The sequence below is a fragment of the Streptomyces sp. JJ36 genome (assembly GCF_021696945.1).
Taxonomy (GTDB): Bacteria; Actinomycetota; Actinomycetes; order Streptomycetales; family Streptomycetaceae; genus Streptomyces.
This window is the reverse complement of record NZ_JACYHE010000077.1, coordinates 13083-28181: the sequence shown is the minus strand read 5'-3', so window position 1 is coordinate 28181 and position 15099 is coordinate 13083. Positions and strand designations below refer to the sequence as shown.

General features: G+C 76.4%; 12 protein-coding genes. 8 read left to right on the top strand and 4 right to left on the bottom strand.

The window, feature by feature from the left end; all coding sequences use genetic code 11:
* The first annotated feature begins 672 nt into the window (after positions 1 to 672).
* From HOY81_RS22805 to HOY81_RS22790, 4 genes are all read left to right on the top strand, one after another.
* The gene (locus HOY81_RS22805) at positions 673 to 3279 is read left to right on the top strand and encodes a glycoside hydrolase family 9 protein (protein ID WP_272893182.1); all 2607 of its coding nucleotides are present in this window, start codon (positions 673 to 675) and stop codon (positions 3277 to 3279) included.
* Between the two features lie 212 nt (positions 3280 to 3491).
* Positions 3492 to 4931 (top strand): FG-GAP-like repeat-containing protein, encoded by a 1440-nt coding sequence (locus HOY81_RS22800; protein ID WP_237322488.1) that lies wholly within the window; start codon positions 3492 to 3494, stop codon positions 4929 to 4931.
* A 307-nt stretch (positions 4932 to 5238) separates the two neighbouring features.
* Positions 5239 to 6471, top strand: coding sequence for a polyprenyl synthetase family protein (locus HOY81_RS22795; protein WP_237322486.1), 1233 nt, complete (start codon positions 5239 to 5241; stop codon positions 6469 to 6471).
* A 399-nt stretch (positions 6472 to 6870) separates the two neighbouring features.
* A complete protein-coding gene (locus HOY81_RS22790) occupies positions 6871 to 8523 on the top strand; it encodes an MFS transporter (RefSeq protein ID WP_237322485.1) in 1653 nt (550 codons plus the stop codon).
* Between the two features lie 43 nt (positions 8524 to 8566).
* Here the strand turns inward: HOY81_RS22790 and HOY81_RS22785 are convergent, their stop codons facing one another.
* From HOY81_RS22785 to HOY81_RS22775, 3 genes are all read right to left on the bottom strand, one after another.
* The gene (locus tag HOY81_RS22785; RefSeq protein ID WP_237322484.1) at positions 8567 to 9286 is read right to left on the bottom strand and encodes a HemK2/MTQ2 family protein methyltransferase; all 720 of its coding nucleotides are present in this window, start codon (positions 9284 to 9286) and stop codon (positions 8567 to 8569) included.
* A gap of 82 nt (positions 9287 to 9368) precedes the next feature.
* Positions 9369 to 10199: a 2OG-Fe dioxygenase family protein gene (locus tag HOY81_RS22780; RefSeq protein ID WP_237322482.1), complete on the bottom strand. Its 831-nt coding sequence runs from the start codon at positions 10197 to 10199 to the stop codon at positions 9369 to 9371.
* Between the two features lie 62 nt (positions 10200 to 10261).
* Positions 10262 to 11503, bottom strand: coding sequence for a YbdK family carboxylate-amine ligase (locus HOY81_RS22775; protein ID WP_237322480.1), 1242 nt, complete (start codon positions 11501 to 11503; stop codon positions 10262 to 10264).
* Between the two features lie 275 nt (positions 11504 to 11778).
* Between HOY81_RS22775 and HOY81_RS22770 the strand changes: the two genes are divergently transcribed.
* Positions 11779 to 12843, top strand: a complete 1065-nt coding sequence (locus HOY81_RS22770) for an iron-containing redox enzyme family protein (RefSeq protein ID WP_237322478.1) — start codon at positions 11779 to 11781, stop codon at positions 12841 to 12843.
* A gap of 37 nt (positions 12844 to 12880) precedes the next feature.
* Here the strand turns inward: HOY81_RS22770 and HOY81_RS22765 are convergent, their stop codons facing one another.
* Entirely contained in the window at positions 12881 to 13087 is a 207-nt protein-coding gene (locus tag HOY81_RS22765) for a CDGSH iron-sulfur domain-containing protein (protein ID WP_237322490.1), read from the bottom strand.
* 377 nt (positions 13088 to 13464) lie between these two features.
* Between HOY81_RS22765 and HOY81_RS22760 the strand changes: the two genes are divergently transcribed.
* From HOY81_RS22760 to HOY81_RS22750, 3 genes are all read left to right on the top strand, one after another.
* Positions 13465 to 13665, top strand: coding sequence for a ribbon-helix-helix protein, CopG family (locus HOY81_RS22760; protein WP_237322477.1), 201 nt, complete (start codon positions 13465 to 13467; stop codon positions 13663 to 13665).
* Complete coding sequence (locus HOY81_RS22755) at positions 13662 to 14051, top strand: type II toxin-antitoxin system death-on-curing family toxin (protein WP_237322476.1); 390 nt, start codon at positions 13662 to 13664, stop codon at positions 14049 to 14051. Before HOY81_RS22760 ends, HOY81_RS22755 begins: the two co-directional genes overlap by 4 nt.
* Positions 14052 to 14143: 92 nt before the next feature.
* A complete protein-coding gene (locus HOY81_RS22750) occupies positions 14144 to 15049 on the top strand; it encodes a LysR family transcriptional regulator (RefSeq protein WP_237322474.1) in 906 nt (301 codons plus the stop codon).
* Positions 15050 to 15099: the final 50 nt, after the last annotated feature.

The window sequence follows — 15099 nt, the reverse complement described above, 5'->3', positions numbered from 1 at the left end:
CGCCCCGTGCCGGGGGGCGGACGCGGGCCGGGCGTACGGCTCCGCGCGGGCGGTGTGCACGGCGGCCGCGGGCGCGACGGCCGCTCGCGGCACCGCGGCCCGCGCGGTGCCGGGTCGTACGGGGTCGTCGTCCGGCATGGCGGTGGCTCCCGTACGCGGGGACCGGCGTGGCCTGCCTGCGTGCCCGTGCGACGACCGTGCGACCAGCGTGCGACAACGTTGTCACCCTCCCCGCGGGTCCCCGGCCCGCCGTGGGCGGAGGTGCGGGGTGCGAACGGCGATGACGGTGGGAACGCTCCCAATTTCGGGCACCGCATCGCCGTCCGCAGCGCCTCCATCAATCCATTGCTGACTCGGGCATGTCAAGACGTCGGACGCGCGGAAGTTGCCGCGGCCCCAGGTCCGGTGCGCCGTCCCGGAGTCGCCGGGGCGTGCCGCATCTCTTGACGGACGGCTGTCTTCCCCTCACGATGCGTTGGGAGCGCTCCCATCACCGTGCCGCTCCGCGCACAGCACCCCCTGCTCCGCTGTTCCGTCCCGTCCGATCCCGCCGTATGCCGGAAGGACCGAGCCGTGATCCACCTCTTCTCACCACCGCGCGGTGCGCCCAGCCGCCGCCGGGCCCGCAGACCCGCCGCACTGGGCGCGGGCGCCGCGGCGGTCGCCGCCCTCCTGGCCGCCGGGGGACTCGCCCCCGCGCACGGCGCCGGAGCCGAGGCCGCCGCCGGGCCCGAACTCATCGTGAACGGCGACTTCGCCGCCGGTGCCGGCACCGCTCCCTGGTGGTGGACCGAGAACTCCCCGGCCGCCGTGGCCGACGGCCGGCTCTGCGCCGAGGTGCCGGCCGGCACCGCCAACGCCTGGGACGCCATCATCGGCCAGAACGACCTGCCGCTCACCGCGGGTGAGAGCTACACGCTGCGCTTCACCGCCAGCGCCACCACCCCGGTGGCGATCCGCACCAACGTGCAGATGGCCACCGAGCCCTGGACCACCGAACACGCCTCGGTGGACCAGATCGGCACCACCGCGCAGCCGGTCGAGCACATCTTCACCGCCGGGGCCGACCACACGGCCGCCCAGCTCGCCTTCCAGATCGGCGGCACCGACGAGGCGTACACCTTCTGCGTGGACGACGTGTCGCTGCAGGGCGGCGCCGAGCCGCCGGTCTACGACCCGGACACCGGCTCCCCGGTGCGGGTGAACCAGGTCGGCTATCTCACCGAGGGGCCGAAGAGCGGCACCGTGGTCACCGAGGCCACCGAGCCGCTGAGCTGGACGCTCCGGGACGCCTCCGGCACGGAGACGGCGAGCGGCAGCACCACGCCCGCCGGGGTCGACCCCACCTCCCGGCAGAACGTGCACACCTTCGACTTCAGCGAGGTCACCGAGGCCGGCGAAGGCTACACGATCACCGTGGACGGCGCGACCAGCGAGCCGTTCGCGATCGGCGGCGACCTCTACGGCGGCCTGCGCGGCGACGCGCTCGCGTACTTCTACCACAACCGCAGCGGCATCGAGATCGACGCCGCACTGGTCGGCGAGGAGTACGCCCGCCCGGCCGGCCACGTCAACGTCGCGCCCAACCAGGGCGACGACGACGTGCCCTGCCAGGACGACGCCTGCGACTACACCCTGGACGCCGCGGGCGGCTGGTACGACGCCGGCGACCACGGCAAGTACGTGGTGAACGGCGGCATCGCCGTCGCCCAGGTGATGTCCGCCTACGAGCGCACCCTGCACGCCGAGGGCGCCGACGGCGACCCGCTCGGCGACGGCGCGTTGCGGGTGCCCGAGCAGGGCAACGACGTCCCGGACGTCCTCGACGAGGCGCGCTGGCAGCTCGACTTCCTGCTGAGCATGCAGGTCCCCGCGGGGGAGCCGCTGGCCGGCATGGCGCACCACAAGCTGCACGACGCCCAGTGGACCGGGCTGCCGCTGCTGCCGCACGAGGACCCGCAGCCCCGCGAGCTGCACGCGCCCTCCACGGCCGCCACGCTCAACCTGGCGGCCACCGCCGCCCAGTGCGCCCGGCTGTTCGAGCCGTACGACGCGGACTTCTCCGCGCGCTGCCTGACCGCCGCCCGCACCGCCTACGCGGCCGCGCAGGCGCACCCGGAGCGGTACGCCGACCCGAACGACTCCACCGGCGGCGGCGCCTACAGCGACGACGACGTCACCGACGAGTTCTACTGGGCGGCCGCCGAGCTCTACCTCACCACCGGTGAGGACGCCTTCCGGCAGGACGTCCTCGGCTCCCCGCTGCACGGCGACACCGACGCCGTCTTCCCGCGCGGCGGCATGTCCTGGGGCGCCACCGCGGGCCTCGGCGCGCTCGATCTGGCCACCGTGCCCAGCGGCCTGACCGACGACCAGCTCGCAGGGGTGCGCGGCATGGTGACCGCGGCCGCGGACGGCTACGCCGCCGACTCCGCGCAGGCCGCCTACGGGGTGCCGTACGCGCCCTCCGGGGGGCACTACGTCTGGGGCTCCAACAGCCAGGTGCTGAACAACATGGTGGTGCTCGCGACCGCGCACGACCTGACCGGTGAGACCGGCTACCGCGACGCGGTGCTGCGCGGCCTGGACTACCTGCTCGGCCGGAACCCGCTGAACCAGTCGTATGTCACCGGCTACGGCGAGCGGGACTCGAAGAACCAGCACCACCGCTTCTGGGCGCACCAGGCCGACCCGAGCCTCCCGTACGCGGCGCCCGGCTCGCTGGCCGGCGGCCCGAACGACGCGCTCCAGGACCCGGTCGCGGAGCAGGAGCTCCAGGGCTGCGCCCCGGCGATGTGCTACATCGACCACATCGAGTCGTACTCCACCAACGAGGTCACCATCAACTGGAACGCCCCGCTGGCCTGGATCGCCTCCTACGCGGACGACCTGGGCAGCGGCGGCGGCCCGGGCGACGACCCCGACGACCCGGATGACCCCGACGACCCGGACGACCCCGCCACCGGCTGCCAGGTGTCCTACTCCTCCGACCGCTGGACCGGCGGCTTCACCTCCCGGGTGACCGTCACCAACACCGGTGACACCGCGGTGGAGGGCTGGGAGCTGGCCTGGTCCTTCGCGGACGACCAGCGGGTCACCCACGCCTGGAACGCCGAGGTGACGCAGAGCGGGCAGGACGTGGTGGCCCGCCCCGTGAGCTGGAACACGACCATCCAGCCCGGCGCCTCCGTGAGCTTCGGCTTCAACGGCACCGCCGGGAGCGACCCCTCCGACCCGACCGCGTTCACACTGAACGCGCAGGACTGCGCGACGCAGTGATCCGAGCGGCCCGTACGGCGGCCCGTACGGTGCCACCGCGGCGCCCGCATCCCCCGCGCCTGGGATGCGGGCGCCGTGCCGTACAACCGTTGGCCGCCCTCGGACGTCTGGGTGGGTGTACGAAAGGTGAACACCTTGCCAACCCGGGTGAACGACGGGCGGCCACCCGCCGGTCCCGCCGGCCCCGGAGCCGTCCAGGGGGAGGACCAGCCATGCTCCGACCGTCCCGCGCCCTCGTCCGCAGCGCGGGGGCGCTGCTGCTCTGCGCGAGTCCGGGCCTCGCCGCCGTGCCGGCGTCGGCCGCCCCGGTCGCCGCGCGGGACGACGCGGCGCGGGCGGACTTCGACGGGGACGGCTACGCCGACCAGGTGATCAGTGCGCCCGAGGCCACCGTGGACGGCCGGGAGGACGCCGGCTACCTCGTGGTGGTCTACGGCTCCGGCGACGGCGTCGATACCGGGCGCCGGCAGCTCCTCAGCCGCGCGGCCCCGGGCGTGCCGGGCCGGCCGGCGGCACACCAGCAGTGGGGCCGCCGCGCGGTCGCCCGCGACCTGGACGGGGACGGCGTCACCGACCTCGCCGTCTCCGGGCGCGGGCGGTGGAGCGTGACCGTGCTGTGGGGTGCGCGGGACGGCGGTTTGACGGAGGCCGTGACCCTGCCGGAGGTGGACAGCGGCGCGGCGCGGCTGGTGGCCGGCGACTTCGACGGCGACGGTCACGCCGACCTGGCCGGCGGCGGCGGCGAACAGCACGGCTACGGCGATCTGCGGGTCCTGCACGGCCCCTTCGACCGGGCCACGGGGCTGGCCGCGCGTACCACCGAGCTGGAGACCGGCAAGCAGGACCCGCCCACCGAGCTGGTCGCCGGCGACCTGACCGGCGACGGCGTCGACGACCTGGTCAGCATGCACGCCTTCGAGGAGAGGTCGGAGCGGAGCCTCTTCTGGCGCGGTGGCCGGGACGGTCCCGCGCGGGTGCCCGCCCCGCTGGAGGACGCGTCCGCCGGCGCCGTCGGTGACGTGGACGGGGACGGCTACGGCGATCTGGTGCTCCGCCCGGTGCCCGGCGGAGTGGTCGAGAACCTGCCCTACGACCCCGGCACCGTGCGGGTGCTCTACGGCTCGCCGGGCGGCCCGGGCGCGGGCGGCCGGACGGCCACGCTCACCCAGGAGAGTCCCGGCGTGCCCGGGACGGACGAGGAGGGCGACCAGTTCGGCGCCGCCCTCGCCGCGGGCGACGTCACGGGCGACGGCTTCGCGGACGTGGCCGTCGGCGTGCCGTACGAGGACCTGGCGGGCGCGGACACCCGGGACACCGGGGCGGTGGTGCTGCTCCAGGGGTCCGCCGACGGCCTGCGCGGCCGCGGTGCACGCGCCTTCCACCAGGCCACGCCCGGGGTGACCGGCATCGCCGAGGCGGCGGACGGCTTCGGCAGCGCGGTCTCGCTGCGGGACCTGGACGCCGACGGCCATGCCGACCTCGCCCTCGGCACCCCCGGCGAGGACAGCGTCTCGCGCACGGACACCGGCGCGGCCTGGGTGTTCCGCGGCACGGCCGGCGGCGTCACCACCGGCGGCCTGGTCTCCTTCGGGCCCGGGCAGCTCGGCGCGCCCGAGACGGGTGCCCGCCTGGGCAGCGCCTTCGCGCGGTGACGCGCCGGGCGCGGCCGCGGTGCGCGGTCGCGCCCGGGCGGCGCGGGGGAGCATGAGGGAGCTGCGCGCCGGGCGCGGCCGGGATCGCCTGGGGATCGCCGCGGCGGCGCTGCCGCGGAGCCGCCCGCGGCGGCTCGGAGAACGACCGTGGTCCCTCAACACCTGCAAGGGTTCGGCGGGGCCGGATGCCCGGTATGCGAGCATTCTTGTGAATTTTGCCGGCACGACCCGGAGAAGAAGCGGGCGCAAGGGCCGCCGCATTCCCGGCACGGGCCGGGTGGTCCGTGCACCCGAGGAGGTAACCGGAATGGCATCCACCACCCCCACCGTCCGCACCGGCTCCGGCGCGCCCTGCGCCCCCGGTCTGGACGAGGTGCCGGCCGCCGTCGACGAGGTCCTGGCCCGCTTCTTCGCCGCCAAGGCCGAGACCGGCCGGGATCCCGCCCGGCTCCCCGAGGGCGCCGCCGGCCTGGGCGACCTCATCGCCCTGCTGCGCGACTTCACCCGGGGCGGCAAACGGCTCCGCCCGCTGCTGTGCTGCTGCGGCTGGCACGCCGCGGGCGGCGGGGACCCGGCACCCGTGCTGCCCGCCGCCGCCTCGCTGGAGCTCTTCCACACCTTCGCGCTCATCCACGACGACGTGATGGACCGCAGCGAGACCCGTCGCGGCCGCCCCACCGTCCACCGCACGCTGGCGGCCCGCGCCCGGCGGCTGCCGCACCTGGACGCCGAGCGCTTCGGGAACAGCGCCGCCGTACTCCTCGGCGACCTCGCCATGGTCTGGTCCGACGAACTGCTGCACAGCGGGGGGCTGCCGGCCGAACGCCTCGCCGCCGCCCGGACCGTCCTGGACGCCATGCGCAGCGAGGTGATGTACGGCCAGTACCTGGACCTGCTGGGCGGAAGCCTGTCCGCCGCCGGCGGCGGACAGGGAGCCGCCGCCGGCGGCGGACGGGAGGGCGCCCGCGACGGCGAGGAGGGCGCCCGCGACGGCGAGGAGGGCGCCCGCGACGGCGAGGAGGTCGCCGCGGGCGGGCTGGAGGCCGCGCTGACCGTCGTGCGGTACAAGACCGCCAAGTACACCGCCGAGCGCCCGCTCCAGCTCGGCGCCGCCCTCGCCGGCGGCGACCGGGCCGTACTGGCCGCCTGCTCCGCGTACGGCGTGCCGCTCGGGGAGGCCTTCCAGCTCCGCGACGACCTGCTCGGCGTCTTCGGGGAGCCGGGGGTCACCGGCAAGTCCCGCCTGGACGACCTGCGCGACGGCAAGCACACCGCCCTGCTCGCGCTGGCGCTGCGCCGCGCCGACCCGCTCCAGGCCCGCGCGCTGCGGGCCCTGGTCGGCGATCCGGAGCTGAGCGAGGAGGACGCCGCGCTGGTCCGCGGCATCCTCCGGCGTACGGGCGCCGCCGACACCGTCGAGCGCATGATCGCCGACCGCCGGGCCCGGGCGCTGCGCGCCCTGGACGACGCCCCCTTCCCGCCCTCCGCCCGTGCCCTGCTGCGGCGGTTCGCCACCGTGGTCACGGTGCGGGCCGCCTGAGCGCCCCGGGCTCTACGCCCGTTTCGCGCCCCGCGCCGGGCCGGACCGCTGTGGCCGGCCGCCGCCTGGGGCTCCTGGGGGTTCGCCTGCGACGACGCCCGCTGTGACGAGGGGCCGTTCGCCGCCCCGGCGCCTTCCCGGCCATGGCCGGCCGGGGGAACGGGCCCTGGAGGTCCCGGGCCCGTACCGGGGTGCCCTGCCCCTCCCTCGCCTGGTGGTGGAAAGACGACCCGCTGCGGTGAACCCGCCCCGGCAGGACCGGCCCGTCCTCCGGGAACGTGACGGGCCGTCACCGGGGGCCGCCAAGGGTGCCGTCCGTGCGGCGTACGCCGAAGGGCCGAGACGGACCGGGACCGGGGACAGGGGTCACCGCGATGTGCGGGCCTTACGGTGTGGCCCATGAGCGCTGCGGAGGGTGTGCACGGCGAACAGGCGGCGGGGGGCGCGGCCGCGCCTGCCGGACGCGGAACGGCGGGCGGGGCGCGGCCGTCCGGGGTCGGCACCGCGCCGCCGGGCGCCGCCTCCGGCACGGCCGGTGGCGGGCCCGCGGAGCCCGCGCCGGGCCGTACCGTCCGCCCGCCGCTCCGGGGCCGCAGGACGGGACCGCAGGAGCCACCGGCACCGGAGCAGCGGGGTGAGAGCGTGCTGCGGGGGCCGTACCGGGCGCTCACCGCGGGCATCGTCTCCGTCGTCCTGCTCATCGCCTTCGAGGCCACCGCAGTGGGCACCGCCATGCCGGTGGCCGCCGACGAGCTGGACGGCGTGCCGCTCTACGCCTTCGCGTTCTCCGCCTACTTCACCACCAGCCTGCTCGGCATCGCGGTCTCCGGGCAGTGGGCCGACCGGCGCGGCCCGCTCCCGCCCCTGGCCACCGGGATCGGCGCGTTCGGCGCCGGGCTGCTGCTCTCCGGTACGGCCGCGACCATGTGGGTCTTCGTGCTGGGCCGCGCCGTGCAGGGCGTCGGCGGCGGGCTGGTCATCGTCGCCCTCTACGTCACCATCAGCCGGGCCTACCCCGCGTCGCTGCGGCCCACGGTGATGGCCGCGCTCGCCGCCTCCTGGGTGGTGCCGTCCGTCGTCGGGCCGCTGGTCTCCGGCACCGTCACCGAGCAGCTCGGCTGGCGCTGGGTCTTCCTCGGCATCCCCGCCCTGGTGCTGCTGCCGGCGGCCGTGATGCTGCCGCCGCTGCGCCGGCGCGCCTCGGGGCCGCCCCCCGGCGCGGCGGACGGCGTCCGCCCGGCCCGCGGCCGCATCCGGCCGGCGCTCGCGGTGGCCGTGGGCGCCGGGCTGCTCCAGTACGCGGGGCAGGACCTCCGGCTGTTCGCCGCCGCGCCGGCCGCGGCCGGCGCGGTGCTGCTGGTGCCGGCCGCCCGGCGGCTGCTGCCGCGCGGAACCTTCCGGGCGGCCCGCGGGCTGCCCGCGGTGGTGCTGCTGCGGGGCCTGGCGGCCGGTGCGTTCATCGTCGCCGAGAGCTTCGTGCCGCTGATGCTGGTCACCCAGCGCGGCCTCTCGGTGACCCTCGCCGGGCTGGCGCTGGCGGCCGGCGGCGCCACCTGGGCGCTGGGCTCCTTCACCCAGTCCCGGCCGCGGTTCGGCCCGCACCGGCACCGCCTGGCGCGGCTGGGGACCGTGCTGGTCACCGCGGGCATCGGCTACGCACCCGTGGTGCTGCTCGACCCGGTGCCGGTGTGGACCCTCGCCGCGATGCTGGCGGTGGCCTGCTACGGCATGGGCCTGGTGATCTCCTCCACCAGCGTGCTGCTGCTGGAGCTGTCGGCCCCGGAGGAGGCGGGCGGCAACTCCGCCGCCCTGCAGACCTCGGACGGGCTGTCCAACATCCTGCTGCTCGCCACCACGGGCGCCGTCTTCGCCGCGCTCGGCGGCGGTGCGGGCGGCGGAGCGGGCGGGGGCACGGCCGGGGCCGGTCACGGTGCGGGCGGGGCCGTCCCGGGCACGGCCGCCACCACTCCGGGCGCGTTCGTCGCCGTCTACGCCGTCGCCACCGCGGTCGCGGCCCTGGGCATCGTCGTGGCGGGCCGGCTCCGGCGCTGAGCCGCCGGGCGGCGGTCCGGCGGGCGGCAGCAGGGGCGGCCGCTCAGGCGGGACCGCCGGCGCCCGGGGCGGGGACCCGGTCGGCGCGGACGACCACCAGGTCCTCCTCCCGCTGGCCGCGCTCGATGAGCCCCTGCTCGGCCAGCCACGCGGCGCGGGCGGTCAGGACCGGGCCGAAGGGCTGCCGGCGGCGCGCCACGACCGAGGCCTTCAGGCCGGCCTCGCCCAGCAGGCGCAGCGTCCGGTGGGGTGCGCAGAGGGCGGAGTGGACGAGGAGCAACGTGCCGTCCGCGGCGAGCAGCCGCGGGGCCATGGCGCACAGCAGGTCCAGGTGGCGGCGCCCGTCGGGGCCGGCGTCCCAGGCCCGGGCCGGGCCGCGTGCGGCGCCCCCCGGGCCGGGGCAGGGGACGTAGGGCGGGTTGGCCGTCACCACGTCGTAGCGGCGGCCCGCCGCCCGGCAGAAGCGGAAGTCGCCGTGCTCGACGCGCACCGGGAGCCGGTTCAGCCGTGCGTTGCCGCGTGCGGTCAGCACCGCGCGGTAGCAGGTGTCCACCGCGTGCACCCGGCGGGCGCCGAGGCGGGCCGCCACCATCGCGATCAGGCCGGTCCCGGTGCACACGTCCAGCACCTGGGCCCCCTGGGGCACCGACGCCTTCATCAGGGCGTCCCGGAGCAGGTAGGAGTCGCCCTGCGGCCCGTACACGCCCCGGGGCTGCAACAGCGTCAGGTTCCCCGTGTCCCTCAGGACCCTCATGGCCTTCATGTCACGGTGCCTCCCTCCTGCGTCCCCCGCGGGGACCGGCACCGTGTCGCCGGCACCGGTCGGCGCCCTCCGGACGGCGGTCTCACAGCCGGGGGGCGAAGGGGGCCACGCCGACGATGAGGATGCGGCGCTCCCCGTGCCCGGGGCCGTCGCCGCGCCGTACGGGGGCGACGTAGTGGCTGACCCGGTGGTCGTGGACGGCGTAGCCGTCCAGGGGTTCGGTCAGGACGAAGTGCGCGTGCCGGGCCCCGGGCGGGAGGTCACCGGGCTGCCGGCCGGCGCTCTCGGGTGTGGCGATCACGTTGTCGCCACCGCGGACGTTCCCGCACCCGATCAGGTGGGCGAAAGTGAAGGTGGCGCGGGAGCCGCCGTCCTGATGGAGGCAGTCGGGGGAGGAGACGGCCCGGTCCGCGTGGTCCCGCACCGCCAGCTTGATCAGGTGGACGCCGACGTAGAGCGGGGCGCGGCGCAGCTCCTCCAGCCACAGGGCCGCGGCGAGGTCGGCGCGGACCAGGCTCAGCAGCAGGGCGTTGTCCCGCAGCGCGGCCGGGATGTCGGGCAGCCGGCGCCGCAGGTGCGGGTACTCGGGGTTGTGGTCGTCCTGCCAGTACTCGGTCACCGAGCCGTGGACGGGGTCCGGCGCGCCGGGGACGAAGGAGAGCTGCCGGGTCCACGGCAGGTACACGGCGTGGGAGTACCTGCGGAACCGGTGGGTCGCCGGCGCGTAGGGGTCGGGCGGGAGGCGGGTGAAGGCGTCGCCGATCCGGGCCAGGTCCTCGCCGTACGTCGCCGGGGACGGACCGAGGTCCGCGGCGCGGAAGCGGGCGAAGCCGTGCCGGCGCAGGTCGTCGCCGACGCCGCCCGTCGTCGCGGGCGCCGGCACCGCGTCGTGCACGGTCGGGATCTCCTCCATGGACTCCTCCTGTGCCGCGGGCTCGGCCGCCGCTCCCCCCTCCCGGCACCCCCGGTCGCCGCTCACCAGGCTGACACGGGCCCGGACGGCGTGCCGTCGCGGTTACGCCGTTGAGGTGAACCGGGGGCGGCCCCCGGGGCAGCCGCGTCCCCTGCCGCCGGGGCCGGGGCCGGGGCCGGGGCCGTCAGGTCGTCCACCACCGTGACCAGGCCGCCCGGGAGCCGGGACGCCGCGCGTTGCCGGTGCGCCCCCGACCCGCGCCGCGCCAGCCGCCGCAGGAACGCCGTGACGACCTCGGAGTCGCCGTGCGCCGCCAGCGCCGGGCCGATGTGGTCCAGCAGGCGGCCGCCGCGCACCGCGGCGGGCAGGACCTCCCCGCTCAGCGCGTCCACACCGCGACCCCTCCAGCCGTCCCGGGTGGCGTGCCAGTACGCGGAGCGCAGCAGCTCACTGCAGGGCCTCGGGCCGGGGTCGCCCCGGCGTACCGACTCCGCCGCGGTGACCACCAGCGCCCTGACGACCGCGGCCAGGGCGGCGGAGTCCGCCGGGTCGGCGGGGACGTCCATGCTGCGTACCTCCAGCGTGGGCAGCCGAGGGTGCGGGCGGACGTCCCAGAAGGGCAGATCGCCGTAGGGCATGGCGCCCGCCTCCGCCATGGCGGAGGCGGTCTGCCGGTAGTGGGCGAAGGACTCGGCGTACGGCGGCGGGCCCAGGCAGGGGAAGCGCACCCGGATCACCGAGCGCCAGCTCGCGTACCCGGTGTCCCGGCCGGCGAAGAAGGGCGAGTTCGCGCTCATCTCCACCAGCAGCGGCAGCCAGGGCCGCAGGTGGTTCCCGGCCAGCACCGCCACTTCCCGGTCGGGCAGGTGGACGTGGACGTGCAGGGCGCTGACGGCGTAGTCGTCGATCATCGACCGGAACAGGTCGATGCTGGCCCGGTAGCGCGGATGCTCCCCGACGGCCACGGGCCCGGCCGGCCCGAGGACGGGTGTGCCGGACGGGCACACCCGCAGCCCCTCGGCCGCGGCGTCCCGGGCGACGCCGGCCCGCAGCCGCGCCAGCTCGGCGTGGAGCTGCGCCACCGTCGCGCACGGCGGGGTCCGGACCTCGATCTGGTAGTCGGTGAACTCGCCGGAGACCACGTCGCCCAGCGCCGCGGCGGCCCGCGCGACCACGCGTCCGGCGGCGGGCTCCACGGCCCGGCTGTCGGCCCGGACCAGGAAGTACTCCTCCTCCACGCCCACGGTGGGGGCCCGCGCGTGTACCGGGGGGACGTGCCCGGCCCGGTCCTCGGTCCCGCTCATCCTCCCAGGATCGCCCGCCGGGCCGGCCGTGTCTCTCCGGCGACGGGTCCGGGAACGGGTCCGGTGGTGCGCGCGGGTGCAGGGCTCCACGGCGGAAGGCCGGCGGACGGCAGGCCGGCGGGCGCGGCGCGCGCCTGGTTGCGCCGGCGCCGCGCCGGGTACTCGTCCCGCCCTTCGGGTGCTGAGCCCTTCGGATGCGGTGCGCGGGAACGTCCGCGGACGGAGTCGAAGCCCCGGCTCCCGGGGAGAGACCGGCCACGCAGTGGAGGAGCCCGATGAATCCTGTCCGGTCCGCCGAACGCCCCGCCTCCGCGCCCCGGCCCGCCGTCCCGGTGCCCGCGGCGCGCGGTCCGCTCTCCGGTCTGGTCACCGAGGTGCTGGCGGGGCCCGCCGCCGGCGGCTGCCGGGCCGCGGCCGGGGCGGTGGCGGGCCCCGGCGGCACCGTGGCCCGTACCGAGCCGCTCGGCGACGATCTGCAACTGGCGCTGCACCTGTGCTACGAGCTGCACTACCAGGGCTTGGGCGGCGTCGATCCCGACTGGGAGTGGCAGCCCGACCTGCTGCGGCTGCGCGGCGCGCTGGAAGGGGCCTTCCACGCCTGTCTGCGCGACCTCGTCACCGGCGGGAGCGACCTGGCCGCCGAGCTCGACGCGCTGCTGACCGAGCCGCCGGACGGCGACGGGCTCTCGCACCGCCTGCGGCGCGAGGGGACCTGGGAACAGGTGCGCGAGCTGTTCACGCACCGGTCCGTCTACCAGCTCAAGGAGTCGGACCCGCAGGCATGGCTCGTCCCCCGGTTGTCGGGGCGCGCCAAGGCCGCACTGGCGGCCGTGGAGTTCGACGAGTTCGGTGCGGGCCGGGCGGAGCGGGTGCACTCCCGGCTGTTCGCGGACCTGATGGCGGCGGCCGGTCTGGACCCCCGGTACGGCCGGTACGTGGACGCGGTGCCCGGCTGCACGCTGGCCACGGTCAACCTGATGTCGTTCCTGGGGCTGCACCGTGCACGCCGGGGCGCGATGGCGGGGCTCTTCGCCGCCGCGGAGATCAGCTCGGCGCCCGGCGCGCGGCGGATGCTCCAGGTGCTCGACCGGCTCGGTGCACCGGAGGCGTGCCGGCACTTCTACCGCGAGCACGTGGAGGCCGACGCCGTGCACGAGCAGCTCATGCGCCGTGAGGTGATCGGCGGGCTGCTGGAGGAGGAACCGGAACTGCGGGCCGAGGTGGTGTTCGGCATCCAGGCGGCGGGCTTCCTGGACGGCCGTTTCACCGCGCACGTGCGCGACCGGTGGCAGCGCGGGAGCAGCTCACTCCGCATCCCCCTGGCCCCCGCCGCCGGGTAGCCGCCGGGGCGGGCCGCGCACGGAGGGTGCGGTGCGGTCAGCCGCCTGCGGCCGCGTCGCCGCGGTCCTCGCGCCTCCTGGGGCCCCTGCGGCGGTGGCTGGTGTCGCACCACGGGTAGGCGCGGCTGCGCCGGCACACGCAGAGCGCCACCTGCCAGCGGTCCGACCGGACGATCCGCCCGTCCGCCAGCTCGACCTCGACCGGCCCCTCGATCAGCACCGGCCCCTCCGGATCGACGACCACCCGCGTCGCCGGGGCGTCGCCCGGGGCGGCATGCCGGGCAGCGGGCCCGCCGGACGGCGCGGCACCGCCGCCGGCCGCCCGGGGGCAGCCGCCGTCCCCGCCGCACGGCGGCGGGGGGCCGGAGCGCGGGGCGTCCGTCACGGTGGCCTCCCGGCCGCCCCGGCCGGGACGGGCGGGCGGACCGGACGCGCGGACACGCCGTAGGGGGGAACCGGCAGCACGCGGGAGGGGTACCGCGGCGCCCGAGGCCGAAACCCCGCCTGAGGGCGCCCCGGCCGTCGTCGGCGCCGAGGCCGGTCGTCATCGCCCGCCGCCTGCGGCACGGCGTCCGGCCCTGTGGTACCAGAATGACCCCCGGTTCGTGGTACCATTCCGGTATGGCTATGAATCTTCGTCTTGACGACCGGCAAGCCGAAGCCCTGAAGCACCAGGCCGAGCTGGAGGGCCGCAGCATGCACGCCATAGTGCTCAGGGCGGTGGACGAGTACCTCGCGCGGAACGCCCGCGAAGCCATGGTGCGGGAGACGGCCGTGAAGGAGGCCGTCAAGTGGCACGAACTCATGGAACGGCTCAAGTGACCCTGCTCTACCTGACCGCCGAAGAGGTGCTCGTCGTCGCCCGCGCCGCCTGCGACGACAGGGAGATCGCGGTCCGGGACGCCGGTCTCCTGGAGTCGGCGGTCCACCGCCCCGCGGCGGCGATGTTCGGTGTGGAGGCGTACACGGACCTGTTCGACAAGGCCGCTTCGCTGCTGCAGTCCCTCGCTGTCAATCATCCGTTCGTGGACGGCAACAAGCGCACCGCATGGCTGTCCTGCGTGACCTTTCTCGCGCTGAACGGGGTGCAGTTGCGGCCGGACATCGACGCGGCCGAGCGGCTGGTGCTGGCCGTCGCCACCGGCCGGACGGACGAGGTCAAGGTCATCGCCGAGGAGCTCCGGGAACTCCGCGAGCGCGAGGCGTGACCCGGTTCGTCGCCGGGGTGCCGGGCCGGTGACGGAAAAGCGCCGGTGAAGCGATTGCTTCCGGGCCCCAAAATCTGCTTATCGTTCCGCACATGTTCGACTCGCGGCACATCCGGACCTTCCACGAGGTGGTGCGCGCCGGCTCCTACTCCGGCGCGGCCCGCGCGCTCGGTTACACCCAGCCGGCCATCACCCAGCAGATGAAGGCGCTGGAGCGCTCCGTCGGGACGCCGCTGTTCATCCGGTCCGGCCGCCGGATGCGGCTCACCGAGGCCGGGGAGGCGCTGTCCCGGCACGCTGGCGCCATCCTCGACACCATGGCCACCGCGGAGCGGCAGATGTCCTCGCTGACCAGCCTGCGCGCGGGCCGGGTGCGGCTGTGCGCCTTCCCCAGCGCCGGGGCGACGCTGGTCCCGGAGGCACTGGCCCGGCTGGCGGCCGACCACCCCGGGGTGCGGGTGGAGCTTCAGGAGAGCGAGCCTCCCGACTCGCTCGGGCGGGTGATGCGCGGCGAGTGCGACATCGCCCTCGCCTTCACCTACCCCGGGCTGCACGAGCAGGTGCCGGAGGAACTGGTGGAGATCCCGCTGCTGGAGGACCAGCTCACCGTGCTGCTCCCGGCCCGGCACCCGATGGCCTGGCGCCGGGCGGTACGGCTGGGCGAACTGACGGGGGAGCGGTGGATCGCCGGGTGCCTGCGGTGCCGCACGAACTTCCTGCACGAGTGCGCCGAGCTGGGCTTCGCGCCGGACATCGTCTTCACCACCGACGACATCCTGGTGGTGCAGAGCCTGGTGGCCAAGGGCCTGGGCATCGCGATGATGCCGGGCCTGGTGCTCTCCTTCCTGGTGCACGAGAAGGTCGCCGGCCGGGCCCTGGACCCGGCCTCGCGGCGGCAGGTGTCGGCGTACGTGCTGCGGGAGCACCTGGACATACCGGCGACCGCCCTGGTGCTGGACGAGCTGAGGGCGGTGGCGGCCAACCGCGTCGGCTGCTGACCCCCGCGCCCGCCCGCATCCATAAGCGCAGCTTGGGAACCGGTCAACGA

What these genes read in the sequence shown, in the direction of transcription:
- HOY81_RS22800 (WP_237322488.1), top strand. Translation starts at nt 3,492, where the DNA reads ATGCTCCGACCGTCCCGCGCCCTCGTCCGCAGCGCGGGGGCGCTGCTG.
- HOY81_RS22795 (WP_237322486.1), top strand. Translation starts at nt 5,239, where the DNA reads ATGGCATCCACCACCCCCACCGTCCGCACCGGCTCCGGCGCGCCCTGC.
- HOY81_RS22790 (WP_237322485.1), top strand. Translation starts at nt 6,871, where the DNA reads ATGAGCGCTGCGGAGGGTGTGCACGGCGAACAGGCGGCGGGGGGCGCG.
- HOY81_RS22785 (WP_237322484.1), bottom strand. Translation starts at nt 9,286, where the DNA reads ATGAAGGCCATGAGGGTCCTGAGGGACACGGGGAACCTGACGCTGTTG.
- HOY81_RS22780 (WP_237322482.1), bottom strand. Translation starts at nt 10,199, where the DNA reads ATGGAGGAGATCCCGACCGTGCACGACGCGGTGCCGGCGCCCGCGACG.
- HOY81_RS22775 (WP_237322480.1), bottom strand. Translation starts at nt 11,503, where the DNA reads ATGAGCGGGACCGAGGACCGGGCCGGGCACGTCCCCCCGGTACACGCG.
- HOY81_RS22770 (WP_237322478.1), top strand. Translation starts at nt 11,779, where the DNA reads ATGAATCCTGTCCGGTCCGCCGAACGCCCCGCCTCCGCGCCCCGGCCC.
- HOY81_RS22760 (WP_237322477.1), top strand. Translation starts at nt 13,465, where the DNA reads ATGGCTATGAATCTTCGTCTTGACGACCGGCAAGCCGAAGCCCTGAAG.
- HOY81_RS22750 (WP_237322474.1), top strand. Translation starts at nt 14,144, where the DNA reads ATGTTCGACTCGCGGCACATCCGGACCTTCCACGAGGTGGTGCGCGCC.